Annotated in this window: 23 protein-coding genes; 11 read left to right on the top strand and 12 right to left on the bottom strand. The window is 70.8% G+C overall.

The window, feature by feature from the left end; genetic code table 11:
* A partial coding sequence (locus VGJ14_11970; GenBank protein ID HEY2833134.1) for a YibE/F family protein occupies window positions 1-309 on the top strand: 309 nt, incomplete at its 5' end.
* Between the two features lie 35 nt (window positions 310-344).
* The gene (locus VGJ14_11965; GenBank protein ID HEY2833133.1) at window positions 345-1,175 is read left to right on the top strand and encodes a helix-turn-helix transcriptional regulator; all 831 of its coding nucleotides are present in this window, start codon (window positions 345-347) and stop codon (window positions 1,173-1,175) included.
* Between the two features lie 35 nt (window positions 1,176-1,210).
* Here the strand turns inward: VGJ14_11965 and VGJ14_11960 are convergent, their stop codons facing one another.
* From VGJ14_11960 to VGJ14_11925, 8 genes are all read right to left on the bottom strand, one after another.
* On the bottom strand, window positions 1,211-1,927 hold the full coding sequence (locus VGJ14_11960; GenBank protein ID HEY2833132.1) for a maleylpyruvate isomerase family mycothiol-dependent enzyme: 717 nt from the start codon (window positions 1,925-1,927) through the stop codon (window positions 1,211-1,213).
* On the bottom strand, window positions 1,927-3,579 hold the full coding sequence (locus tag VGJ14_11955) for an AMP-binding protein (GenBank protein ID HEY2833131.1): 1,653 nt from the start codon (window positions 3,577-3,579) through the stop codon (window positions 1,927-1,929). Before VGJ14_11955 ends, VGJ14_11960 begins: the two co-directional genes overlap by 1 nt.
* Complete coding sequence (locus VGJ14_11950; protein HEY2833130.1) at window positions 3,560-5,608, bottom strand: acetate--CoA ligase family protein; 2,049 nt, start codon at window positions 5,606-5,608, stop codon at window positions 3,560-3,562. The genes VGJ14_11955 and VGJ14_11950 overlap by 20 nt, the downstream gene beginning before the upstream one ends.
* The gene (locus tag VGJ14_11945) at window positions 5,608-7,182 is read right to left on the bottom strand and encodes an FAD-dependent monooxygenase (protein ID HEY2833129.1); all 1,575 of its coding nucleotides are present in this window, start codon (window positions 7,180-7,182) and stop codon (window positions 5,608-5,610) included. The genes VGJ14_11950 and VGJ14_11945 overlap by 1 nt, the downstream gene beginning before the upstream one ends.
* Window position 7,183: 1 nt before the next feature.
* Window positions 7,184-7,996 (bottom strand): fumarylacetoacetate hydrolase family protein, encoded by an 813-nt coding sequence (locus tag VGJ14_11940; GenBank protein HEY2833128.1) that lies wholly within the window; start codon window positions 7,994-7,996, stop codon window positions 7,184-7,186.
* The gene (locus VGJ14_11935) at window positions 7,993-9,039 is read right to left on the bottom strand and encodes a cupin domain-containing protein (GenBank protein HEY2833127.1); all 1,047 of its coding nucleotides are present in this window, start codon (window positions 9,037-9,039) and stop codon (window positions 7,993-7,995) included. The genes VGJ14_11940 and VGJ14_11935 overlap by 4 nt, the downstream gene beginning before the upstream one ends.
* Window positions 9,040-9,110: 71 nt before the next feature.
* On the bottom strand, window positions 9,111-9,917 hold the full coding sequence (locus tag VGJ14_11930) for a PaaX family transcriptional regulator C-terminal domain-containing protein (GenBank protein ID HEY2833126.1): 807 nt from the start codon (window positions 9,915-9,917) through the stop codon (window positions 9,111-9,113).
* A 30-nt stretch (window positions 9,918-9,947) separates the two neighbouring features.
* Window positions 9,948-12,479, bottom strand: a complete 2,532-nt coding sequence (locus VGJ14_11925; protein HEY2833125.1) for a hypothetical protein — start codon at window positions 12,477-12,479, stop codon at window positions 9,948-9,950.
* 146 nt (window positions 12,480-12,625) lie between these two features.
* Between VGJ14_11925 and VGJ14_11920 the strand changes: the two genes are divergently transcribed.
* The gene (locus tag VGJ14_11920; GenBank protein ID HEY2833124.1) at window positions 12,626-13,915 is read left to right on the top strand and encodes a TrpB-like pyridoxal phosphate-dependent enzyme; all 1,290 of its coding nucleotides are present in this window, start codon (window positions 12,626-12,628) and stop codon (window positions 13,913-13,915) included.
* Between the two features lie 37 nt (window positions 13,916-13,952).
* The gene (locus VGJ14_11915) at window positions 13,953-15,203 is read left to right on the top strand and encodes a cytochrome P450 (protein HEY2833123.1); all 1,251 of its coding nucleotides are present in this window, start codon (window positions 13,953-13,955) and stop codon (window positions 15,201-15,203) included.
* A gap of 42 nt (window positions 15,204-15,245) precedes the next feature.
* Here VGJ14_11915 and VGJ14_11910 read toward each other — a convergent pair whose 3' ends face one another.
* Window positions 15,246-15,617 carry a helix-turn-helix transcriptional regulator gene (locus tag VGJ14_11910; protein ID HEY2833122.1) on the bottom strand — a complete coding sequence of 124 codons (372 nt, stop codon included), beginning with the start codon at window positions 15,615-15,617 and terminating at the stop codon, window positions 15,246-15,248.
* Window positions 15,618-15,727: 110 nt separating this feature from the next.
* Between VGJ14_11910 and VGJ14_11905 the strand changes: the two genes are divergently transcribed.
* The gene (locus VGJ14_11905) at window positions 15,728-16,066 is read left to right on the top strand and encodes a hypothetical protein (protein ID HEY2833121.1); all 339 of its coding nucleotides are present in this window, start codon (window positions 15,728-15,730) and stop codon (window positions 16,064-16,066) included.
* Between the two features lie 214 nt (window positions 16,067-16,280).
* On the opposite strand, the gene VGJ14_11900 is transcribed toward VGJ14_11905, so the two are convergent.
* Window positions 16,281-16,613, bottom strand: a complete 333-nt coding sequence (locus VGJ14_11900) for a hypothetical protein (protein ID HEY2833120.1) — start codon at window positions 16,611-16,613, stop codon at window positions 16,281-16,283.
* Between the two features lie 134 nt (window positions 16,614-16,747).
* On the opposite strand from VGJ14_11900, the gene VGJ14_11895 reads away from it, so the two are divergent.
* The 4 genes from VGJ14_11895 to VGJ14_11880 are packed head-to-tail and all read left to right on the top strand — an operon-like array spanning window position 16,748 to window position 19,117.
* Window positions 16,748-17,188 (top strand): limonene-1,2-epoxide hydrolase family protein, encoded by a 441-nt coding sequence (locus VGJ14_11895; GenBank protein HEY2833119.1) that lies wholly within the window; start codon window positions 16,748-16,750, stop codon window positions 17,186-17,188.
* A gap of 5 nt (window positions 17,189-17,193) precedes the next feature.
* Entirely contained in the window at window positions 17,194-18,066 is an 873-nt protein-coding gene (locus VGJ14_11890; GenBank protein HEY2833118.1) for an aminoglycoside phosphotransferase family protein, read from the top strand.
* A 22-nt stretch (window positions 18,067-18,088) separates the two neighbouring features.
* Window positions 18,089-18,856: an SDR family NAD(P)-dependent oxidoreductase gene (locus tag VGJ14_11885; protein ID HEY2833117.1), complete on the top strand. Its 768-nt coding sequence runs from the start codon at window positions 18,089-18,091 to the stop codon at window positions 18,854-18,856.
* A 9-nt stretch (window positions 18,857-18,865) separates the two neighbouring features.
* Window positions 18,866-19,117 (top strand): DUF4404 family protein, encoded by a 252-nt coding sequence (locus tag VGJ14_11880; GenBank protein HEY2833116.1) that lies wholly within the window; start codon window positions 18,866-18,868, stop codon window positions 19,115-19,117.
* 15 nt (window positions 19,118-19,132) lie between these two features.
* On the opposite strand, the gene VGJ14_11875 is transcribed toward VGJ14_11880, so the two are convergent.
* On the bottom strand, window positions 19,133-19,441 hold the full coding sequence (locus VGJ14_11875; GenBank protein HEY2833115.1) for a GNAT family N-acetyltransferase: 309 nt from the start codon (window positions 19,439-19,441) through the stop codon (window positions 19,133-19,135).
* 101 nt (window positions 19,442-19,542) lie between these two features.
* The gene (locus tag VGJ14_11870) at window positions 19,543-20,172 is read right to left on the bottom strand and encodes a DUF2993 domain-containing protein (GenBank protein ID HEY2833114.1); all 630 of its coding nucleotides are present in this window, start codon (window positions 20,170-20,172) and stop codon (window positions 19,543-19,545) included.
* A 120-nt stretch (window positions 20,173-20,292) separates the two neighbouring features.
* Between VGJ14_11870 and VGJ14_11865 the strand changes: the two genes are divergently transcribed.
* On the top strand, window positions 20,293-21,435 hold the full coding sequence (locus tag VGJ14_11865) for a D-alanyl-D-alanine carboxypeptidase (GenBank protein ID HEY2833113.1): 1,143 nt from the start codon (window positions 20,293-20,295) through the stop codon (window positions 21,433-21,435).
* Between the two features lie 115 nt (window positions 21,436-21,550).
* Entirely contained in the window at window positions 21,551-23,911 is a 2,361-nt protein-coding gene (locus VGJ14_11860) for a protease pro-enzyme activation domain-containing protein (protein ID HEY2833112.1), read from the top strand.
* Window positions 23,912-24,036: the final 125 nt, after the last annotated feature.

Here is a 24,036-nt window from a genome sequence, read left to right as displayed (position 1 = left end):
GTGTGGGAGTTGTATCAGACGGACCCGACGCAGTCGCGGGCCCGATTGTTCGCCGCGGGTATGCGTATCGGCCGCGACCACATCGCCTCGACGGTGTACACGCTGGTGTTCGCCTACGCGGGCACCGCGCTGCCGGTGCTGCTGCTGATCACTCTCGCGCACGCCCCGTTGGGCGGGGTGCTCAGCTCCGAACCGTTGGCCGAGGAGATCGCCCGCACGTTGGTCGGCTCGATCGGGCTGGTGCTGGCGGTACCGCTGACCACCGCCGTGGCCAGCGGACTGGTACGCCGGGCGTTACCCGACGGGTAATCGTCCCGGCTACCCGGCCGGCGTAGCGTCACAGTGTGGTCAATACCGCGCATGCGCGCCGCCCGGCCGGGTCCGAGTTCGGTCCGTTGCTGCAGGACTGGCGGCGACGCCGCCGGCTCTCCCAGCTCGCGTTGGCCTCCACCGCCGGGGTGTCCACCCGGCACCTGAGCTTCGTGGAGACCGGCCGGGCCAAGGCGAGCCGGGAGATGGTGCTGCACCTGGCCGAGCACCTGGACGTGCCGCTGCGTGAACGCAACCGGCTGCTGCTGGCCGCCGGCTTTGCGCCCACCTTCCGGGAGAGCACGTTGAACGCCCCCGGCATGCAAACCGTGCAGCACGCGCTGGCGCAGCTGCTGCGGGCGCACGAGCCCTACCCAGCATTGGTGATGAACCGTCACTTCGAGTTGGTCTCCGCCAATCGCAGCGTGGCGATCCTCACCGAGGGTGTCGCCGAGCACCTGCTGGCCCCGCCGATGAACATCATGCGGGCCGGCCTGCACCCCGAGGGGCTGGCCCGGCGGGTGATCAACCCGGGCGAGTACAGCCGTCATCTGCTGGGCAGTCTGGCCCGCGCCATGCACAACGCGCCGGACGACACCCTCACCGAGTTGTTCCGGGAGATCAGCACCTATCCGGTGGCCGATGAGCACGCTGCCGACGGTCCCACTGACGTGGTGCTGCCGATGCGGCTGCGCGGGTACCGACCCGGCGACGGTGAGCTCGCACTGTTCAGCACCGTTGCCACCTTCGGCACGCCGTTGGACATCACCGTGTCGGAGTTGGCCATCGAATCGTTCTTCCCCGCCGACCCGCACACCGAGGCCGTGCTGCGTGCCCGGCACGCGGAACTGCCCACGGAATCATGACCTCGTCGACGGCCGCTGATCCATGTGATCCTGGGTCAGATCCAGGGTGGCAACCCGGGCAGTGAGCCCGTTGCCGTCGTCAGTCCTGAGTCGCCGCGGCCACTGACCCAGCCGGTCAGGTCGGCCAGCGTGCCGCTCACCTCGGTGCGCTCCTCCTCCGGACCCAGCGTCCAGCGGTCCTCGCTGTCGGTGGCGCGCAACAGCACCGGCGGGCAGTCCGGCTTGGCGCCGACCACGCCGGCCACATCATCGAGCAGCTCGACCAGCAGGGCCTGCGGGAACTGCGCGGCGGTGGTGCCCGCGCCCAGGTCGACGGCGTGCAGCCACACCTCCCGGACGCGCATCCACGGAATCTCCACCGCCGGCATCTCCCGACCCAGCGCGCTGCGCACGGTGGCGTGCAGCCCGCGGTCGTCCAGCGCGCCGATGCGTTCCTCGAGCAGCGCGGCGGTGGCGGACAGCTCGCGACGCAAGACGTCGGGCGGTTCCTTCGCGGTCGCCTCGATGTCCGCGGTGCGCGAGTCCAGGTTGGGGTACATGGGCGTGACCTCACCGGTGGCCGCCCAGTGGACCAGGCGAACCAGCGCCTCGGCGTTACGGGACAGGTGCGCCACCACATGCGCCCGGCTCCAGTCCGGCAGCGCGCTGGGGGCGACCAGCGCCTCGTCGGACATGGCGGTCACCGCGCCGACGACCAGGTTGGTGCCCGCACGCATCCAGGGCACGGTGATCGTCGGTTCGTGACGGTTCATCAGGAACGCTCCTCCGCCTGCCGTTGTGCGATGTCCGCGCGCAGCGCCTTCTTGTCCACCTTTCCCACCTTGGTCACCGGCAACTTCTCGACGAGCACCAGGCGCTCCGGCCACTTGAACCGGGCGACGCCGTGGGCATCCAACGCGGCGCGCAGGTCCGCCAACCCGACGTCGATGCCCGCCCGGAGCACCAGGTAGGCGCAGACCCGTTCCCCGAGCTCATGATCCGGCATGGCCACCACGGCCACCTGGCTGACGGTGAGCAGTTGGTGGAGGAAGCCCTCCACTTCCTCGGCGGAGATCTTCTCCCCGCCGCGGTTGATCATGTCCTTGTCCCGGCCCTCCACCACCAGGTTGCCCGCGGCCGTGCGCCGACAGATGTCGCCGCTGCGGTACCAGCCGTCGGCGGTGAACGCGCGGGCATTCTGTTCCGGCGCCCGGTAGTAACCGCGCGGGGTGTACGGGCCGCGGGTGAGCAGCGAACCCGGCTGCCCGTCGGGCACGTCGCAATCGTGCTCGTCGACCAGGCGCACCTCGTCGTCCGGGCACATGGGCCGACCCTGGGTGCTGCAGATTTCCTCGAGCGGGTCGTCCAGGCGGGTGTAGCAGAGCAACCCCTCGGCCATGCCGAACACCTGTTGCAGGTGCGCGCCGAGCACCGGGCCGACCCGGCGGGCCAATTCGTCGGCCAGCCGGGCTCCGCCGACCTGCAGCACCTGCAAGGATGCCAGGGCTTTCGCGCCGTGTTCCGCGGCGTGCTCCAGCCAGCGGCCGGCCACCGCGGGCACCACCGCGGTGTGCGTGACCCCGTGGGCGGCGACCAGTTCGAAGGCCCGCTCCGGTCGCGGGGAGGAGGACATCACCACCGCTCCGCCGACCAGCAGCGTGCCGAGGATGCCGGGGCAGGCCAACGGGAAGTTGTGCCCGGCGGGCAGGCAGACCAGGTAGCGCGTCTGCCCGTCCAGTCCGGCCATCGTCGCGCTGCACCGGGCGTTGAATACGTAGTCGTCGTGCGTGCGGACAATCAGCTTGGGCAACCCGGTGGTGCCGCCGGAGAGCAGGAACACCGCAACGTCCCGCGGCCCCGGCAGGTCCGAGGCGGGCAGTCGCTCGTCGCCGGGGGCGCACAGGGCACGCAGGTCGACGCTCTTGGCGCCCACCCGGTCCCCGCAGACCAGCACGTGCCAAGGCCCGGCGGCGCCGTCGGCGAGTTCGTGCGCCAGCGCCTGGTGGTCGAACTCGGCCAGCATGTCGGGCACCGCGATGCCCACCGCCTCGGCGTGTGCGGCCAGGTAGCTGAGTTCGGCGTGGCGGTGCGCGGGCAACGCCATCACCGGCACCACCCCGGCGCGCAGGCAGCCGAGGGTGAACACCACGAACTCCCACGTGTTCGCGAGTTGCACCACGACCCGGTCGCCGCGCTCCATGCCCAGCCCGCGCAGCCGCGCCGCGGTGGCCTCGGCCCGTTCCTGCACCTGCCGGTGGGTGAGGGACAACTGCCCGTCGATCAACGCGACGGCGTCGGGCGCGCGATCCGCCGCCTCGGCCAGCAGCGTGCTCAGCGGGCGGCCCAGCCAGTACCCGGCCGCCACCCACTGCTCGGCCACCTCGGGCGGCCAGGGCACCACGTGCTCAGCGATCGGCGTGGCCATCGGGGACCTCCCGGGTGCGGATGACGGCGTCCAGGGCGAGGAGTCCGTCGGGGTGCAGGCGAAGCGGGTTGATCTCGATCTCCAGCAGGTGCGGTTGCGCGAGCAGGTCGCCCAGCACGGCCAGGATCCGGCCGAGCGCGTCGGTGTCCAGCGGGGGGCCGCCCCGCCATCCGCCCAGCAACACCGCGGCGGCCAATTCCTCGGGCAGTGCGGCGGCTCGTGTCACGCTCAACGGCGCGGGGTGCACCACCACGTCGCCCAGCGCCTCCGCCGCGGTGCCACCCAGGCCGAGCATCACCATCGGCCCGAACACCGGATCCCGGTGCGCGCCGACGATCAGGTCGAGGCCGGGTGCGGCCATCGCCTCGACCAGGACGCGGCGCGCGCCGATGCCCTCCAGCGCGTCCAGCGCCACGGCGAGTTCGGCCGGGGTGGACACCCCGAGGTGCACCCCGCCGACGTCGGTCTTGTGCAGCACGGCGGCATCCAGGATCTTCACCGCAACCGGCCCGCCCAGGTCCGCAAGCGCCTGTTCGGCGGCAACCCGGCTGTCGCACACCCGTCGGCGCGGGCCGGCAATGCCCAGCGTGGCAAGGAATTCCTTGGCCCGGTGCTCGTCGATCGGGCCGCGCGGCACCGTCGGCAAGGGCGGGGTCACCGGTTCGGTCGGCGCCGCCGCGCGATGCCGGGCGCGGGCATCCGCGACCAGGGCGGCGGTCGCGATGGCCACCCCGGCCGGGCCGTCGGTCACCGCCACCCCGGCCTCGTGCAGGGCCCGACGGGTTTCCCGCACCACCGGGCCCGGGCCACCCACGCCGAACACCAACGGGACGGTCGGATCGCGGCGGGCGACCGCCGCGCGCAGGTCGAACGCGTCCGGTTCGTCGAGGGCGTACCCGGCGATCAGGTCGACGCCGGGGTCGGCACCCACCGCCGCGAGCACCGCACCGAAGCCGGGCCCCGGCCGGCCGGTGTCCACCGGGTTGCGCTGGAAGGTCAGTGCCGGCAGCAGCGCGCCGAGCACCTCCCGGGTTGATTCGGTCAGCTCCGGGATTGTGATCCGACGTCCCCTCAGACCGTCCAGCAGCAGCAGCCCGGGGCCCGCTTGCGCGGTGACCACCGCAACGCCCGGCATGGGGTTGGCCGCCAGTCGCACGCCGGACAGCGCCCCGACCGCGTCGACGAGTTGGCGCTCGTCGTCGACCAGCACGGCACCGGCGGCGGCCAACGCGGAACGGGTGGTGCGCCAGGACGTGGCCAGCGCACCGGTGTGCGAGGCGGCGAAAGCGGCCACGTCGTGGCGGCCCACCACCAACGCGACCACCGGGGTGGTGACGGTGAGCCGGCGCACCGCATCGAGTAGTCGCGGCCCGTCCGACACCGATTCCAGGTGCAGGGCCACCGCGGCGGTGGTCGGGTCATCGGCCAGGTACTCCAGCACGTCCGCGGCATCGACGTCCGCGGAGTTACCCAACCCGACGGCCAGGCTGACCCCGTGTCCGGCCTCGGCGAGCAGGAAGGAAACGGCGTGGTTGACCCCGCCACTGGCCGCGACCACCGCCACGCGCCCGGCGGGTACGTCGGCCGCGGCGGGCACGAAGCTCGCGGTGAGCCCGGTGGCCGGGACCAGGAAGCCGGAGGTGTTCGGGCCGAGCAGCCGGGTCCCGGTGTCCACGGCCAGCCCGGCCAGCTGGGCCTGCAGGGCCGCGCCCTCCTCCCCCGCCTCGGCGAATCCACCGCCGCAGATCACCACCGCGCGCACGCCGGCGGCGGCGGCCTCGGCGAAAACCTGGGGGCATGCCTTGGCCGGCACGCAGAGCATGGCCAGGTCGACCGGCCCGGCGGCCGCCGCCGCACCGAGCGAGGCGTGCATGCCGTCGACCCGCGGGTTCACCGCCGCCACGTGGCCGGGAAATCCGGCGAGGGCACGCAGCATCGCCGAACCGAGTTTGGTCGGGTCGGCGGAGGCACCGACCACGGCCACCCCGCGCGGTCGAAACAGCGCCGCCAGGCGATTCTGACGAGTCATCAGATTGAACCGGCAACGTCGAGGGCGACCAGGTCAGCGCGCCCGGACAGCAGTGTGGTGACGGCGGCGTCGCGGTCCATGCCCGGTTCCACCAGCAGTGCCGGCAGCTTGTGCTGCATCCGCGCCTGTTCGCACACCAACAGCCGGGTCAAACTGTTGCCGCCGTGCACCGCGACGAACGCCGGATCGCCATCCGCCAACGCGGCGACCGCGGACAGCGCCGCGGGTAGGTCCGCCTCATCCTGCGGTGCCGCCAGCCGGGCTGCCCAGGGTGCGCCGGCCGCCGGGCGCGCATCGCGCAGCGCCAGCCCTGCCGCCGCCACCGGGATGTCGTCATGCAGCGACACCGCAACCGCACGGCCCGCCAGTCGCACACCGTGGGAATCGAACGGTGTCGCCAGCACCTCGGCCCCGTGCCGGGACCGCCACGCGGCATGTGCGGCCGCGACGAACTCCGGCGCCCGGCGCGCCAACCGGGCGTCGCTGATGCTGCGGGACAGGAAGTGGTAGCCGAACTGCCAGGGTTCGAAGAAGTCGTGGTAGCGACCGAAGTGCTCCCACCACGACAGACTCGGCCGGGCCGAGTCCTGGATGGCCCGCACCGAGGGTTGGGCCGCAGCCTCATAGTCGGCCAGGGCGGTGGGCAGGTCTCGCTGATGCTGCGTCAGGGCGGCGGCCAGGGCCACCGCGTCCTCCATGGCCATCTTGGTGCCCGATCCGACGGAGAAATGCGCGGTGTGCACGGCGTCGCCGAGCAACGCGACCGGCATCGGATCGACGGTGTGCCAGCGGGCCGTGCGCCGAGTGCGGAAGTTGCCCCAGCGGGAGTTGTTGACCAGCAGCGAGCCGCCGTCGATCTGCTCGGCGAACAACGCCTCGAGGTAGCGCTTGGACTCCAGGTCGCTCGGCCCCGGCGGTTGGGTCACGTCGAAGCGGTCCAGGCCGGCCGCGCGCCAGGACGCCTCGTCGGTCTCCACGATGAACGTGGACCGGTCCGCGCTGATCGGGTAGCCGTGCACCGCGAACACCCCGTCCGGGCCGCGTTCGTGCACGAAGGTCAAGCCGTCGAATATGTAGTCAGTGCCGAACCAGATGAACTTGGCGCTCGCCGTCGCCACCGTCTCGCCGAGGTCCGCGGCGAGTTCCCGACGGATCGTGGAACCGGTGCCGTCCGCGGCCACCACCAGGTCGTAGTCACGCAGGTCGGCCAGTCCCACCTCGGTGGAGAAGCGCAATCGGGCGCCGACCTGCGCGGCGCGCTGCTGCATGAGGGCGAGCAGGGTGTGCCGCACCACGGAGGCCATGCCGTTGCCGCCGCACCGGATCCGCTCCCCCTTGAGCCGCACCTCGATGACGTCCCAGTGCCGGCCGTGCTCCTCCAGGGCCTGGCGCAGCACCGGGTCCGCGTCGTGAATACCGGCCAGGGTGCGATCGGAGAACACCACCCCGAAACCGAACGTGTCCTCCGCCCGATTGCGCTCGAACACGTCGACGGAGATGGCGGGATCGGCCCGGCGCAACAGGGTGGCCAGGAACAACCCACCCGGCCCGCCGCCCACGATCGCGACGCGCACCTCAGGCCTCCGGCACGCAGACGTTGCGGCACTCGCCCACACCGTCGACGCGGGTGATCAGTTCGCTGCCCGCGACCAGATACCGCGCCGGATTGCGCGCATGGCCGACGCCGCCGGGAGTGCCGGTGGCGATGAGGTCACCGGGGACCAGCGTGATAATCGCGGAGATGTATTGCACCAGCGCGGCCGGATCGAAATGCAGGTCGGCGGTGTCGGCCTTCTGCATCACATCGCCGTCGACCACGCAGGAGATCTCACCGGGTTCGGCATCCACCACCAGCCAGGGACCCACCGGTGTGCTGCGCTCGAAGGTCTTGCCGGACAGCCACTGCACGGTGCGGAACTGCACGTCCCGCGCGGTCACGTCATTGACCACGGTGTACCCGGCGATCGCGGCCCGCGCCTGCTCCGCCGTGGCGTGGCGCACCTCCGCGCCGATCACCACCCCCAGTTCCGCTTCCCAGTCCACCTGGTCGGAGCCGGCCGGCAGCACCACCGGGTCATAGGCGCCGATCAGGGCGCGGGCGTACTTCGCGAAGAGCGTGGGGTAGTCGGGGAGTTCGCGACCCATCTCCTGGATGTGGGTGCGGTAGTTCAGCCCGACGCAGACGATCTTTTCGGGCCGGGGCACCAGCGGCGCGTAGTCCAGCGTGTCCAACGCGTGGCGCGGTCCGTCGGCCGCCGCGGCAATGCGACGCCAATCCGGCTGCGCCAACAACGCCCCCAGGTCGACGTGCCCGGTTTCGATGGCCTCGCCGTCCTCGACGCGCACCGCCCGGGTGTCGCCGGCGCTGCGGATGGTCGCGAGCTTCACGTGGTCTCCTTGCGGGCCAGGCCCAGTGCCTCGAACACCGGATCGTCGGAGAAGCGGAACGCATCGAGTCCGTGCTCGGTCTCGATGCACAGCGGCGCCCAGGACGGGACCGCGAACAGATCACCGGTGCCGACCTCGTAGCCGGCGGAACCGATGCCGACGCTGCCGCTACCCGCGAAGACCTGCCACACCGCGGAGCCCGCGACCCGACATTCGGTGCGCGCGCCGGGGCGCAGCCGGTGCATCTCACAGCGCATGGTGGACAGGCAGTCCCCGCCGGTGGCCGGGTTCACGAACCGCACTGCGGCATGCCCGGGGCCGGCCACGCCCGGCGCGCCCTCGGACTCCAGGTCCAACTGGGCCTGCAGCGCCGCGTCGGTGTGTGCCCACCGGTAGGCCAGCAGCGGCGAGGCCGTCGGGGAATCTCCCAGCGGGGCCAGGCCGGGATGTCCCCACAGTCGCTCATTGCGGGAGACCGCCGGCGTCGCCGTGGTGGCCAACTGATCCGGGCCGAACTCGAAGAAGCCGGCGTCCAGGTAGCGCACCAACGGAATGTCCAGGCCATCGATCCAGGCCATCGGGGAATCGGAGGTGTTGTGATGCTCGTGGAAGTGCATGCCCGGCGTGAGCAGCAGATCCCCGCGGCGCATGGCCACCGGGTCGCCGTCCACGTTGGTCCACACCCCCTCGCCCTCCACCACGAAGCGGAAGGCGGTCTGGGTGTGCCGGTGGGCGGGTGCCTGCTCGCGCGGGCCGAGGTACTGGATCGCGCACCACAGCGTGGGGGTGGCGTAGGCGGTGCCCGGCAGGCCGGGGTTGGCCAGGGCGATGGCCCGCCGTTCCCCGCCGCGGCCGACCGGCACCAACCGGCCGGAGCGTTCGGCCAGCGGATACAACGTGGACCAGCGCCACAGCATGGGCACCGCGTCCGGGGTGGGCTCCTGCGGCATCAAGCCGGCGCGCTGGGTCCACAACGGGGTGAGGTGCGCCGCGTCGAAGTCCTCGTAGAGCGCCTCGAGTTCGCTCTTCTCGGCGTCGTCCATTCCGCGTGGCACTCCTCCCGCACCGGATCCCGCCAACATACAACGTTTAGGCGACGACCGTCCAGTATGGGTTACGCTTTTATCAATCCGAGCAACCCATCGACGAATTCCTCGGCCGGTGCCCGCAGCAGACTGTGTGCCTCCAGGAACACCTCATGGGCCACGCGTCCGGACCATCCCTCGGGCAACAACTCCGGCGGCAAATCGGGGTCGCGGAACGGGAACATCCGGTAGTCGTGAATGAGCTGCATGCGTTCGACCAACGCGTCGCGGCCGGCGAGTTCGCCGCGGCGGTAGCCGGCCAGCCGCGGCCGGTACCGCTCCAACAGATCGGCGTAATCGCGCTCCAGAGCGGTGAGATCCCAGCACCGGTTGGCAATCTCCCGGTCCAACTCCGCGCGGTCGGAGCGGGAGTGGAAGGCGTCCAGCACCACGTGCGGCACGTCGGCGACCTCGAGGCGGACGGCCTGTGTGCGGTCGTGCGCGCACACCCACACCGAGGCCGACAGCGGCCCGAATCCCAGCCAGGCAAGCTTTTTGCGCAGTCGTTCGCGCAGCGCCCGGTCGGTTTCCGGCACCGAGTAGATGACCATGTGCCACTGCCCGTCCCACGGCCCCCGGGCACGTTGGAAGATGCGCAACCGGCCCTCGTCGAGCAGCTGCCAGGCGGCCGGGGTCAGTTGGTAGGTGGTCTCCCGCCCGTTGCGGACGCTGTCCAGCCAGCCCTCCTTGCGCAGCCGGGTGACCACCACCCGCACCGTGGCCTCCGGGACGTCGAAGGCCTCCATGAGCGCCACCAGAGAGCGCAGGCGTACCACCCCGTCGCGGTACCGCAGGTAGTCACCGAACAGGTCGAAGACCACCGACCGCGCCTTCATCGGACCCTCCCGTCGAACCCGAACATGAGCTTAGGGGTCGGCGGAGGCCAACGCGGCGCCGAGCGGCGGCGTTTCGGCGTTGCCCCCCGGTAGCGGGTTGGGGCTGTTCGGCGGGAAGCGCAGCGGGGGCAGTTCGTGCAGCGGCGGCTGCGGGATCTGGGCGCAACACTCCTGCGGGAACGGCGCCCCGACGAAGGGACCGGCATTCTTGTCGGTGCCCAGCGGGCCGGGGTCCGGTGCGCCGGTGTCGGTGCTCGCGTAGCCCGATCCGCCGCCGGCCGCGAAGGTGCGCGAGCCGCAGCCGGCCATCCGCACGGTCAACGGACCGTCGGAATGCACGTTGAGCAGGGCCGAACAGGACACCCCGGCCCGGCGCGGGTCGACGGTGATCAGTCCGATGTTGGTGGCGGTGATGTCCAGCTGATCCGCCCGCGGCGCGGTACCCGGTGCGGGCAGGTGACGGAACTCGCGCAGATAAGGATTCACCGGGCTCAGCGTCCCCTGCTGCACACCCGCCGCGGCCTGCGCCGCGGGCACCGCCGGGTCGGTGTGGCCGCGGCCGTGCGAGACCACGTCGATGGTGCCCAGCGCGGGCTGCCTGGTGTGGATGCCGGATACCCAGTAGGCCTTGTCGCCCACCAGGCCGGACCGGGGGTCGTCCATCATCGGGTCGCGCACGTAGGTGACGTGATCGGGGTTCACCGCCCGCGACACGTCACCCAGCCAGCTCGCCGCCTTCTGCCACAGCCCGCCCTTGCACATGGCCAGGTGCTCGGACTGCGCGCCGGCCCAGGTGAGGAACTCGTAGTCGAAGGGCCCGGCGGCATAGGCGTCGGCGCGTTCCCGGGTGATGTCGTAGGGGATGAAGTCGTCGTTCAGTCCGGCCCACTCCATCACCGGTTGGTTGCGTCGACTGGGTAGCAACGGAGTCAGCTTCGAGCCCGCCTCGTGCGCGGTGAAGGTGTCCGTCGGGCCCTTGTCCGCAACGCCGTTGATGGTCGGGAACGACGGTGCGATGTCCAGGCCGTCGCAGATGAAGGCCTTGTTGAACACGTCCGGGAACTGCAGGGCGAGTTTGTTCGCGCCGTAGGCACCGCTGGAGAACCCACTCATCGTGGTGCGCTCGGGGTCCAACGGGTAGTGCCGGCGGGCATCGGCGAGCGCCTCGAAGACACTGGCCCCGGAGGCCCCGTAGAACCACTCGTCGTTGCCCCGGGCATCCACGTCGACGACCACCGTCGGGTTGCCCGGACGATCGCCGAACACGTGATACAGGTCGTCCTTCTCGGCCACGTCGTCACCGGGGCGCAGCGCGTAGCCATTGGTCCAGACCAGCGACGGGTAGCCGGCCGCCGGTGGCTTTTGGCTGGGCACATAGACCGTGTAGCGCTGCATCCGACCGGGCAGGTCGGGCACGCAGCCGTCCCGGCACGGCCAGCCGAACTGGGCACTCGGCCGACCTTTGCTGCCCTGCCCGGTGCCGCTCTGCGGGCCGCCCTGTTGGGTGCCGGAGAAGGCCGGCGGGCCGCCGGGGTCCGACGGCAGGCGCCGGCCCTGGGCGAGTTCGCTGTGGCTGGCGTAGACCCGGGTGATGTAGCCGGTGGTCGGGATCGCGCTGTCGTCGGTGACCCGCTCGGCGAGTTTGACGAAGTCGATGTCGGCGTGGAACGGACTCAGGTCACCGCGCGCGATGGCCAGTTTCTGCAGTGCGTTGCGGTAGGGCGCCTCGAACGGCTCGTGAAACCGGAAGGCACTGTCGAAGAACGCCGACGGGTGGGCCTGACCCTGGATGGCTCCACCGGGGTGCTCGGCGTCCGCGGCGGCCTGCGGGACCAGGTAGGTCCCGCCGGTCTCGTCCCACAGCCCGGCGGCCAGCGCCACCCGGGCCGCGCTTCGCCCGGTCGGGTCATAAGCGCTGTGCGGCACCCGGATGTCGAATTGACGTCGCGTCACGTCCACGGTGACCGTGGGTTTATCGGCCAGCACGTGGCTGTCCGCGGCGTCGGTGATGTCCCCGGAGCGGCCGTGCACGGTGATGAAGCGTTCCGCGGGCATCACCGTGTTGGCACCGTGTGGCGCCTCCCGTGGCGTGGCCGAGTCGCCCAACGCCAGGGTCAGCCCCACCAGGCCGGGGTCGGTCATCGAGTTCATGGTGACCCGGAACGCGGTGGCGTCCGCCAATGGCTTGACCCGGACCTCGAGGATGTCGGCGAGATTGCGCCGGTAGGCCGGGTCCTCCGGATAGGTGTAGTTGCGGAAGATCGTGTCGTAGAACCAGCGGTACTGGATGCCGCCGCCCTCGTCGTCGTACACGCAGCCCTGGTGGACGTACTCCCCGGCGCGATAGGCGCTGGCCATGCACACGCCGAGCGGTGCGGCATGCCAGATGCCGGTGTTCTCCAGTTGCGGCGCTCGCGCCGGAGCCGCGTGCAGCACTGCCGGGCCGGTGTGGTCGGCCGCGCGGTCGTTGACGCCACTCGCGGCGACTGCACGTGGCGTGGCCAGACCGACCCCCAGGGTCAGGCCCAGCAGGACGATGCCGAGTTGCCGGGATCTACGCATGCGTCAAAACGTATTCCAACTGTTCCAACTTTTCAACGTCCGTACGAATTTCGTCACGGAAATCCTGACGTCCACCCCGGTGTCCCGGCCTGCACCCGCCGGGTCCACGCTGGACTCACGCTGCAGCGACGTGACGGAGGTGCTCCATGCGCTACCACCTCGGTTCCGGGGAGATCCCGCAGGCCTGGTTCAACGTGGCCCCCCACCTGCCGGAGCCGTTGGCGCCGCCGCTGCACCCGGGCACCGGCGAGCCGGTCGGCCCGGATGACCTTGCCCCGCTGTTCCCGATGGCGGTGATCGGCCAGGAGATGTCCGCGGACCCGTGGATCGACATCCCGACCGAGATCCTCGACGTGCTGGCGCTGTGGCGGCCCACCCCGCTGGTCCGCGCCCGGCGACTGGAGCAGGCACTCGGCACCCCGGCGCGCATCTACTACAAGGACGAGTCGGTCTCCCCCGCCGGTTCGCACAAGCCGAACACCGCGGTCGCCCAGGCGTACTACAACAAGGCCGAGGGCATCGGCCGCATCGCCACCGAGACCGGCGCCGGGCAGTGGGGCAGCGCGATGGCCTTCGCCGGGCAGTTGTTCGGCCTGGACGTGCAGGTCTACATGGTGTCCGCCTCGTTCAAGCAGAAGCCGTACCGGCGGGTGCTGATGGAGACCTGGGGCGGGCAGGTCGTGCCGTCCCCGTCCGACCGCACCAATGCCGGGCGGGCCGTGCTCGAGCGCGACCCGGAGTGCACCGGCTCGCTGGGCATCGCGATCTCCGAGGCGGTGGAGGACGCGGCCACCCGCGAGGACACCCACTACTCGTTGGGCTCGGTGCTCAACCACGTGCTGCTGCACCAGACGGTGATCGGCCTGGAGGCCAAGCAGCAACTCGAGCAGGCCGGGGAACGCCTACCCGATGTGGTGATCGGCTCCTGCGGCGGCGGGTCGAACCTGGCCGGCATCGCACTGCCGTTCGTGCCCAACCGAGAGGACGGGGTGCGCCTGTTGGCCGTCGAGCCGTCGTCCTGCCCGACGTTGACCGCGGGCCGTTACGAGTACGACTTCGGCGACGAGGCCGGCATGACGCCCAAGATCCTCATGTACACCCTGGGCCACGACTTCATCCCCGCACCGATCCACGCCGGTGGGCTGCGCTACCACGGTGACGCCCCGATCATCTGCAACCTGGTGAAGAACGGCTGGATGGATGCCGTGGCCTACCCGCAGGGCAAGGTGTTCGACGCCGCGGTGCAGTTCGCCCGCACCCAGGGCTCGGTACCCGCGCCGGAGACCGCGCACGCCATCCGCGCCGTCATCGACGAGGCCCTGGCCGCGAAGGAAACCGGCGAGGAGAAGGTGATCCTGTTCAACTACTCCGGCCACGGCATGTTGGACCTCGGCGCCTACGACGATTACCTCAACGGGCGCCTGACTGACGCCTGATCAGTCGGCACGCCCCGCACCCGTGTCAGGATCGAGCATGAATTCGCATTCCGCACTGCAGTCCTGGGGCCGGGGCGGCCTTGATCTGAACGACCCCTTCCCCCAGTTTGCCGAGGTGCGGGAACTGGCTCCTGTGCACAAGGCGCGGCTGGCCGATGGCCACGAGGCGTGGCTGATCCTGCGCTACGCCGACGCCAAGCAGGCACTGAACGACCCGCGGTTCTCCAAGGACATGAACAAGGCCATGGCCGATGACGCCGAGGTGGTGGCCGAAGGGCTGCCCGGCGCGGCACTGGCCCAGCATGTGCTGACCATGGACCCGCCGGAACACACCCGGTTGCGCAAGCTGGTCGCCCAGGCGTTCACCCCGGCCCGGGTGGAGACCCTGCGGCCGCGGGTGCAGGAGCTGGTCGACGAACTGTGTGACGGACTGGCCAAGGACGGACCGGAGGCCACCGTGGATTTGGTGGCGCGGTTCGCCTTTCCCCTGCCGTACACGGTGATCTGCGAACTGCTCGGCATCCCGGAATCGGACCGGGCCCCCCTGGGTGAGGCGTTCATCGCGCTGTTCCTGCCCGGCACCGAGGACGGCCCGCCCGCGGAGGCGGTGGCCGGGTCCAAGCACATCATCGACTACCTCAACCAGGTCACCGCATACAAGCGGGAACACCCGGCCAACGACCTGATCACCGCGCTGGGCGAGGCGCGCGACGGCTCCGCGAAACTGACGCAGCGTGAGTTGTGTTCCACCTTGTTCCAGTTGTTCGTCGCCGGGCACGACACCACCGCCAGCCTGATCGGCAACGGCATGGCCGCCCTTCTGCTGCACCCCGAGCAACTCGCCATGCTGAAGACGGATCTGTCCCTGGTTCCCGCAGCGATCGAGGAGTTCTTGCGCTACGACGCGCCGGTGCCGCACTCGACGTTCCGCTACGCCGCGGTGGACACCGAGATCGGCGGGGTGACCATCCCGGCCGGGGACCAGGTGCTGATCTCGATCGCCTCAGCCAACCGGGACCCGGCGCGCTTCGCCGACCCGGATGCGCTGGACATCGGCCGGGAGGACAAGCGGCACGTGGCCTTCGGCCACGGCATCCACTTCTGCCTGGGCGCGCCGTTGGGCCGCATGGAGGGGCAGATCGCGTTCACCACGCTGCTCACCCGGTTCCCGGACCTTCGACTGGCCGTGGAGATGTCCGAGCTGCACTGGGGGCACGGTGACGGGCTGGTATTGCGCGGCCTCAACGAACTCCCGGTGTCCCCCGGCCGCGACCAGGGTCGCGGCTGATGTCCGCTCGCGGGCGGGACACCGCGTCGATCTGATCGAGCATCAGGCGTTGTGCAGCATGCTCCGGTAGACGGTGATCAGGGCCTGCTTGTTCGCCTTGGTGAGCCGGGGGTCGGCGCGGATCGCGGCCTCCACCCGACCGGCCGCAGCGTGTGCCTCGTCACGTTCCCCATCACGTTCACCGAACAGCCCCGCCTGGGTAAGCAGAGTCTCGGCGGAGATGTTGAGCGCCTGGGCGATCGACCGCAACACGCGCACGGAGGGTTGATGAAGACCGCGTTCCACCTGGCTGAGGTAGGGGTTGGAAATCGCTGCCAGGTCGGCCAACTGACGCAGTGAGAGGTTCGCCACCTTCCGCTGCGCGCGGATGTAGGAGCCCAGGGCCTCGAGCTGGCGCTCCCACTGTTCAGACACGCGCTCAGCATAGTTAGCAGTCCGGTAACCCGCACCGCTTGGCATTTCATGTAGAGTGCTGTATAAATCTAGCAAGCAGTACGCAGCCGATGATGGGAAGAGACAACGAGATGACCGACACCGCTCAGCTCAGCCGCACCGTGGTGGACAACGTGCTCGACGCGGTCCGCCAGACGCAGGAATTCGCGATCAATAACGTCAACCAGTGGACCGACACGGCGCGCAAGTTCAACAGCGACCTGCCGACGAAGAACCTCAACAACCCGTTCGCGGAGTACTTCCCGCGCCCCGCGGAGCTGGTCGACAGCTACTTCGACTTCGCCGAGCGCCTGCTCGCCAACCAGCGTGAGTTCGCGCTGAACCTGACCAAGGGCCTCAACGCCAAGGTCGTCAGCACGGATGAGCCGAAGGCCGCGCGCAGCACGCGTACCGCCGTCGTCGCCGGCTGATCCCTGGACTACCCGCAATAGCGCGGGGCCCGTTGAGGGAACTCCGGTCTCCGCGTTGTAAGAAAGCCCCGATGCCGCTCCGGGACGACGGCATCGGGGTTCTTGCATGTCCAGAGCCCAATGCGTCCGGCCAACCCGCACCTATTGCATCGCGTTGGCCGGACGCAGCGGGTGAGTCAGGCTTCCCAGCCCTCCGCCACTGACGATCGGCGGCTCAACCGCCGGCGTGTGGTGATGCGCACGCAGCGGGCGATTGAACATCGGAATGCGCCTTGCCGGCGACCGGCTGCGGGCACCGCGTCGGGCCGGCGAGCACCGGCAACAGCATCAGCGCCAGCATCGCGATTACCGCGATACCGGCCATCCACAGCGCCATGTGACGTGCCCATGACCACGATTTCAGCCCGAATGAATGCTGCCGCCCCGCCGACGGCAACTCACTGCAGTATCCGAACACCTTCATCTCGGCGGCGAGATCCGGGTACTGATCACCGAGATGATGCTCAAGGGCGGCCAACCTGATTTGCTCACTGAGCGAAATGCGCATCGGGCACCCTTCTTCAACGGCCTGCACAGAACGACTTCCCCGCCGACCGCAACCCATTCGTCCGTTTGTCCGATGAGCCCGCGTGCGCGGGCGGTGTCGGTTGCTCGACAATGAACGTCGACGAAAGGACGCCGATGCCGACCGCCACTGACCGCGAACTGCAGCTGGAGCTGCGCGCCACCGCCTTCTTTGCCTCCTGGGGCACCTCGTTCGAGGGAATGTGCGAGGGCTTCGCCACCGAGTTCGACCCGGGCTGTGACTGGGATCAGCGCCCCATGTGGCGCACGCACAGCCTGGAGTCCGCATTGAGCTTCCTGCGCCTGGCCCGCCGCACGCTGCGACTGGACACCATCGATGTGGAGCTGCTGTCCATCGCGGTCACCGGCGACGTGGTGCACACCCAGCGCATCGACCATGTGCGTCGCCGCGACGGCAGCCTCATCGTGTCCGCGCCGGTTGCCGGCGTGCTCACCTACCGGGGTGACCGCGTCGTGGCGTGGAAGGAGTATTTCGATCCCACCGTGATGGGCGCCAGAACGACCTGGTCCATGCTGCGCCACCTGATCCGCCGCTGAGGGCCGTGCGCATTCCCGACGCACTCGCGGACAACCCCCGGCGGGACCCGACTTGGACGTCCTGGTTGGAGGTGCTGCCGCACCGGGTCACCGAGTTGCTCGGTGAGTGGGAACTGACCGCCGACGACGCCCCGCCTGCACACGGGTTCTGCTCGCTGGTGCTTCCGGTGCACACCGCCGAGGGCCGTCCCGCCGCGTTGAAGGTCGCCTTCCCGCACACCGACGGCGCGCACGAGCACTTGGCGCTGCGGCACTGGGCCGGCGATGGGGCGGCGGAACTGTTGCGCGCCGACCCACACCGCGCGGCGCTGCTGCTGGAGCGGCTGGACACCACCGATCTCACCTCTGTGTGGGATCTGGAGGCCTGCGAGGTCGTCGGCGCGCTCTATCCGCGATTGCACATCCCGGCGCCGCCGCAGCTGCGCCGGCTGCCCGACCTCATCACTGCGGCCACCGACAGCCTGCGCAACACCGTGTCCCCGCTGCCCCGCCGCCTGGTCGAGCAGGCCATCGGACTGGGCACGGAGTTGGCCGCCGACCCGGCGAGCGCGGGCACGCTGATCCACACCGATCTGCACTACGCCAATGTTCTCGCCGCACAACGCGAGCCGTGGTTGGTCATCGATCCCAAGCCGTTGTCCGGCGACCCGCATTACGAACTCGCGCCGATGTTGTGGAACCGGTGGGAGGAGACCGCGGGTCAGGTGCGCGCCGCGTTGCGCCGCCGCTTCGACACCCTGGTCGAGGTGGGCGGGCTGGACCCCGAGCGCGCCCGCGCCTGGGTGGTGGTGCGCATGGTGCACCTCGCCGCCGCGCCGGACACTGCGACGGACTGGTCCACCATCTGCGTGGCGGTCATCAAGGCCGTGCAACGCTGACGGAATGTCAGAAGGAGCAGGTGTGAACGGCAAACGTGTGGTGGTCACCGGCGGCGCCTCCGGCATCGGGCGAGAGACCGTGCGGCTGTTGGCCGCCCGCGGCGCGCACGTGGTGGTCGCGGACATCGACAGCGCCGGCGCGGAGCAGGCCGCGCGCGAGGTCGGCGGTACCGCGGTGATGCTGAACGTCGCCGATCCCGTTGGCTGGCAGGAGTTCGCGGCCGGCGCCACCGCGGACGGGTTGGACCTGGCCGTGCTCAACGCCGGCGTGCTCACCGGCGAGGCCGACCTCGCCGCCCTCGACGAGGCCGCCTACCTGCGCGCGCTGAGCGTCAATGTCGGTGGCGTGGTGCACGGCATCCGGTCGCTGACCCCGCTGCTCGGTCCACGGCAGGGCGCCATCGCGGTCACCGCCTCGCTGGCCGGCCTGGTGCCGTTCCCGACCGACCCGGTGTACGCGCTGACCAAACACGCGCTGGTCGGCTTCGTGCGCAGCATCGCGCCGCAACTGGCCGACGCCGGCGTGCGCATCAACCTGGTCTGCCCGGGCATCACCGACACCCCCTTGGTGACCGATTCCTGGCGCGCGGCGATGGCCGCGGCGAACTTCCCGGTGATGGCGCCGACCCAGGTGGCCGCGGCCCTGGTGCAGGCGTTGACCCTGCAGGACACCGGGCAGGCGCTGGTCTGCCAACCGGGCCGGGACGCCGTGAAGTTCCGCTTCCCGAACGTGCCCGGTCCCGTGGTGGACGGCGCGAGTGGCGGCCGCCCGCCCGCCGGCCCGGGATAGCGTGGCGCCGTGGAATCCCATCTGCGCCATCTGCTCGACGAGGTGTCCACCGCGTTGGGCCGCGCCCGACCGGAGGACCGCCAGGAGTTGGCGGACCTGCACGGCACCGTCGAGGCCCAGCTGGCCGGCGAACAACCCGCCGGACCGCGCGGATTCTCGGCGTCGTTGGAGCGAGCGGAGGGTCGCTTCGAATCCGACCATCCGAGACTCGCCGGAGCGATTCGCCAGACCCTGCAGGCGCTGTCCGACGCTGGTATCTGACTGACTGACTGTCCGTCAGACAGGTAGGTCGAACTGTGCGCGTTCCGCGGCGGGCACCAGGTCCAGGTAGGTCGCCGGGTCCTCGGCGATGACCTTGCGCACATACGGACACATCGGCAACACGGACAGCCCACGCCGTCGGGCGTCCTCCAGTTCCGCCTGCACCAACTGCTTACCCAGCCCGCGGCCGCCGAACGCCGGGTCCACCTCGGTGTGGGTGAACGCAATCGTGCTGCCGTTCAGCGTGTAGGTGGACAGGCCGAGCCGTTGTTCACCGTCGGAGATCTCATAGCGATGGTGCTGGGGGACGTCGCGCACGGTCACGGTCAAGGCGAACCCTCTACTTTCGCGGCTGTCGGTCTGCACTGCCGGCCTAGCACATGCGCCGGGTCGGTCAGCGAGCCCACCCCGCTGACCGACCCGGACTACCGCATGGCGACCCCGGTCCCGGCGAAGTGGAGCTGCAGGCCGCGCTCGCCGGGGTCCACCTCGAACACCAACCCGCGCGGGAGTTCGCGCAACCGATAGGTGAGCGTGGGCAGCGCGTGCAGCGGCACCCCGGGCGCGAAGCGGGTGGTCAGCAGGTGCGGGTCCAACCGCAACTGGTCGTCGCTGATGCTCGGCCGCGCAGTGGCCGAGACCCGAAGCACGCCGACGCCGGTGGTCATGCACAGCGTCCCGTCACCACCGCTGGAGAGCGTGACGCCGGGCGCGGCCGCGCTCAGCGCCGGGTACTCGATCAGCCCGGAACCGCGCACCTGCTGGATCTCCCCCACTGCACGGCGCAACGCGACGCCGCGGGCCTCGACCCGCAACTCGGCCAGCCGCACACCCTCGGCGCGCACGCCGTGGGCGGTCAGCCGGACCGTGTGCACTCGCCCCCGCGCCAGGCCCGCCAGGATCGGGAAACCGCTCACCCGGACGCTGACCCGCTCGGCCGGCGGCAGCCACCCGCGCACCCGACGGGACGCCACCGCCCACGCGACGAGCAGCACCACGCGGTCGAGCATCACCAGGCCGCCGGCGGTCAGCGCGGCGGCGAGCAACACCGGCATGCACCCCTTCGCCATCCAACGGTCAACGTGCCCGAGGATTCCACGAGCGCACGACCCGCCGAAGATTGCGGATCGGTTATCACCGCCCCGCGCCGGCAGTGGCTCCCTACCCTGGCGATCATGCGAGCCCTCCTGCGCGCCCTGGCCGGCGCGGCCGCACTCAGCCTGGCCTGCGCTCCACTGACCGGCGCCCGGGCGGATGTCGCGGCCCCGATCGGCGGGCCACGCATGGCCGAGCACGGTCCGATCGACGACCCGTCGGCCGGTCCGCTGCCAAAGCTGACCGCGCAGTCCTGGCTGGTGGCCGACGCGGACACCGGCGCAGTGCTCGCCGCCTACGACCCGCATCGCCCGGCCCGGCCGGCCAGCACCCAGAAGACCCTGTTGGCGCTGACCATGGCGCCCCGGCTGGACCCAGCGAGCAGCTACACCGCCGACGTCGCGGACACCGAGGTGGACGGGACCCGGGTGGGGCTGGTCGCCGGGCAGACCTACGCCCTCAACGACATCTGGTACGGGCTGTTCCTGCGCTCGGGGAACGACGCCGCCAACGCGATCGCGAAGGCCGGCGCGGACGGCGACGTGACCAAGGCCGTGCGGATGATGCAGGCCGAGGCGCATCGGCTGCAGGCCGACGACACCACCGTGCGCAACCCCAGCGGCCTGGACGCCGACGGGCAGTTCTCCTCCGCCTACGACTTGGCCCTGTGGGGCCGGGCCGCGCTGGGTCGCGGCGACCTGCGGCACTGGTTCGGCACGCTGCGCCACAACTTCCCCGGCGACCAGACGACGACCGGCACCAAGGCGACCCGCAAGCCGTTCGCCATGTACACGGAGAACCGGCTGATCAACCGCTACCCCGGCGCGATCGGGGTGAAGGCCGGCTACACCACGCTGGCGCACAACACCTTGATCGCCGCGGCCACCCGGAACGGGCACACCGTCCTGGCCACCCTGATGACCACGCCCGCCGACGTGGCCGGCCAGGCCAAGATCCTGCTCGATTGGGGCTTCGCCCATCTGAACGCGCCGGCCGTGGGTGAGTTGGTGGCCCCGCTGTCCGCGTCGGTGCTCTCCGCGGAGGACGGCGGCCCGACGGCTGCGCCCGGCGCCGCGCCCGCGGCCGCCGGATTCGCCGGGACGAGCCCGGTGTCCGGGCAACACCACTTCCCGGTGGCCACCGGCATCGCGATCGGCGCCGGCCTGGTGGTGGTCCTGGGGCTGCGCTCGTTACGCCGGGGGCGCGCAACCCCCACCAAATAGCCCTCGTCCTGCCATTTCACAAGATGACCACTTACCCTCCACCCCAGAGCCCGAAGTAGCGCCGGCACATCCGGATGTGGGTTGATCGTCCGCTCAACTCGACCCGGAGGTTCGGATGGTGGTTCGCCGCAGGGCGTCGTGGGTTTCCCTGGCCGCGGCCGCGGCGCTGGTCGTCGGGTACGCGCCGGGCGGCGTGGCCCGCGCCGCGGACTCCCACCGCACCGCCGACGTGCTCACCGCGAACCTGCTCAGCGCTCGCCTCGGCGCGGCCGATCCCGCGCACCGGATGGACATCGAGGTCGTGCTCGCCGACCCGAAGCTCGCCGAGGAACGCGCCCTGGCCGATGCCGTGGTGGACGCGCACTCCCCGCAGTACCGGCACTTCCTCACCCCGACTCAGTACGCGGCCCGCTTCGCACTGCCCGAGGGGCAACGTCGCCGGGCGCTGGACTGGCTGCGCGCCGGCGGCCTGACCGCGCAGGAGCAGTCCAGCACCGGTGACCTGCTGCACGCCTCGGGCACCGTGGCGCAACTGCAGCGGCTGTTCGACCTCAAGCTGGGCACCTATCGCGTCGGCACCACCGAGTTCCTCGCCAACGACCGCGCCCCGTCCGTCCCCGGTGACCTCGCAGTGAAAGCGGTGCTCGGCCTGGAGACCTTCCACCGTTTCGGCCTGCCCACGCACCCGGCGCATGCGGTGCACCCCGCCGCGGGTGCCTTCGGCGGCCTCATCGACGTGCGTTCGCTGTGGCGCACCTACGACGTGCCGGCCGACAACGAGGGCCAGGGCTCCCGCGCCGGTGTGTTCATGGTGGGCAACACGGCACCGGTGATCGGCAGCCTGCGGGTGTTCGAGACGCAGGAGAACCTCCCCCGGGTGCCGGTCAGCACGGTGTTCACCGCACCCGGCAAGCCCGACGACTTCGCCGTGAACGAGGGCGGCATCGAGTGGATGTTGGACAGCCAGTCGTCCACCGGTATGGCGCCGCGCCTGTCCGAGCTGGCCCTGTACACGGCCAAGTCGTTGGGCGACGCGGACATCATCGCCGCCTTCGCCTACTGGGCCAACGATCCCAACGGGCCGACGATGATGAACGCCAGCTTCGGGGGCTGTGAGGCAATGCCCGCCGGGACGCAGACCGGCCGGGACGACCTGGTGCTACAGCTGGGCAACAACATTCAGGACGCCTCGGAGAAGTCTCTCATGCAGGCCTTCACCGAGGGCCGCACGTTGTTCGCCTCGTCCGGGGACACCGGCTCGGGGTGCGCCGCGCTGGCGGCCCCGGTGGTCGGCGGTGGCAATGGCGTGCTCGTGCAACCGGTGCCCGCGCAGAACTATCCCGCGGCCAGCCCGTGGGTGACCGCCGTCGGCGGCACGGTCCTGGACCTCGGTAAGGGCGGCACCCGCAATGACGAGCAGGCCTGGGCTTTCACCGGGGGTGGCTCGGCGTTGTTCATCCCGGAGCCGGCCTGGCAGCGCAGCGAATCGCACGTGAACCGGCCCTGCCTGCTCACCGACGCCGACGGCGTGCCGTTGCCGCCCGGCACCATCTGCCGCGGGGTGCCGGACATCGCCGCGCTGTCCGGCAATACCACCCAGGCCTTCAACATCATCAACTACAACAAGCCCGACGTGGCCGCCGGCACCAGCCTGTCCAGCCCGCTGATGATGGGCATGTGGGCGCGCATTGCCGCAGCCGCCGCGCACCCCATCGGCCCGGCGGCACCGGCCATCTACAAGCTCACTCCCGCCCAACGCGCGGCCGATCTGCACGCCATCACCGAGGGCGAGTTCGGCGGCAACGGGCTCTACCTGCCGGGGCCCGGCTGGAACTACACCAGCGGGTACGGCTCGCCCGACGTCGCCAAGCTCGCCGCCGATCTGGCCGGTGGCACGCGCCCGCAGAAGCACGCGCGCGCGCGGAAGGTGCCCGCCCCGGCCACCGGCGACGCCGTGGCTTGCAAACCGTTCGGAACCTCACCGGCAGGCAACATCGAGCCCACCTTCCTCGGCGACAGCGGCAAGGGGCAGGACCTCACCGACGCCGCCATGACGATGAGCGGGGACGGCAGGTCGTTGATCATCACGGTGCACGGCCCCCAGCTCACCCCGACGGTGCCGCTCGGCTCGGTGGACAAGGAGGTGACGGTCAGCTGGGTCCGGGACGGGATCACCTACGAGGCCACCGCCACCGCGGCACCGACCGGCCACGTCAGCGGATCGGTGGACACCGACCGCCGCGAGGATGAGGCGGCGGAACCGGCCACGCCGCCGAAGGAGCCGAAGCAGCCGACGAAAATCCCGGTCAGCTGGACGCCGGGCACCGTGGTGATGACCGTCCCGCTGGCCGCGGTCGGTTCACCGCGTCCCGGCGACCGGCTCAGCGACCCGATTGCCACCGCCGGTAGCAATCTCGGCCCGGACGACGTCGCCGGCCCGGAGTACGACTACACCGTGGGGCAGCGCTGCCACTGACCGGCGGGCCCGCCGCCGCCGCCCGGGGCAACTCCAGCAGCGCCCCGACCGCTGCCGCGCAGGCCTCGCCCATCGAGTGCGCACGGGATGGGCATCCGCCGCATTGAGCACACCGGCACCGTAGG

The organism is Sporichthyaceae bacterium (assembly GCA_036493475.1).
Classification (GTDB): domain Bacteria; phylum Actinomycetota; class Actinomycetes; order Sporichthyales; family Sporichthyaceae; genus DASQPJ01.
This window is presented reverse-complemented; position numbering and strand designations above follow the sequence as displayed.

Coding starts and splice junctions, on each gene's coding strand:
- VGJ14_11960 (HEY2833132.1), bottom strand. CDS start 1,927: ATGAACCGTCACGAACCGACGATCACCGTGCCCTGGATGCGTGCGGGC.
- VGJ14_11955 (HEY2833131.1), bottom strand. CDS start 3,579: ATGGCCACGCCGATCGCTGAGCACGTGGTGCCCTGGCCGCCCGAGGTG.
- VGJ14_11950 (HEY2833130.1), bottom strand. CDS start 5,608: ATGACTCGTCAGAATCGCCTGGCGGCGCTGTTTCGACCGCGCGGGGTG.
- VGJ14_11935 (HEY2833127.1), bottom strand. CDS start 9,039: ATGGACGACGCCGAGAAGAGCGAACTCGAGGCGCTCTACGAGGACTTC.
- VGJ14_11930 (HEY2833126.1), bottom strand. CDS start 9,917: ATGAAGGCGCGGTCGGTGGTCTTCGACCTGTTCGGTGACTACCTGCGG.
- VGJ14_11925 (HEY2833125.1), bottom strand. CDS start 12,479: ATGCGTAGATCCCGGCAACTCGGCATCGTCCTGCTGGGCCTGACCCTG.
- VGJ14_11920 (HEY2833124.1), top strand. CDS start 12,626: ATGCGCTACCACCTCGGTTCCGGGGAGATCCCGCAGGCCTGGTTCAAC.
- VGJ14_11915 (HEY2833123.1), top strand. CDS start 13,953: ATGAATTCGCATTCCGCACTGCAGTCCTGGGGCCGGGGCGGCCTTGAT.
- VGJ14_11905 (HEY2833121.1), top strand. CDS start 15,728: ATGACCGACACCGCTCAGCTCAGCCGCACCGTGGTGGACAACGTGCTC.
- VGJ14_11900 (HEY2833120.1), bottom strand. CDS start 16,613: ATGCGCATTTCGCTCAGTGAGCAAATCAGGTTGGCCGCCCTTGAGCAT.
- VGJ14_11895 (HEY2833119.1), top strand. CDS start 16,748: ATGCCGACCGCCACTGACCGCGAACTGCAGCTGGAGCTGCGCGCCACC.
- VGJ14_11870 (HEY2833114.1), bottom strand. CDS start 20,172: ATGCCGGTGTTGCTCGCCGCCGCGCTGACCGCCGGCGGCCTGGTGATG.
- VGJ14_11865 (HEY2833113.1), top strand. CDS start 20,293: ATGCGAGCCCTCCTGCGCGCCCTGGCCGGCGCGGCCGCACTCAGCCTG.
- VGJ14_11860 (HEY2833112.1), top strand. CDS start 21,551: ATGGTGGTTCGCCGCAGGGCGTCGTGGGTTTCCCTGGCCGCGGCCGCG.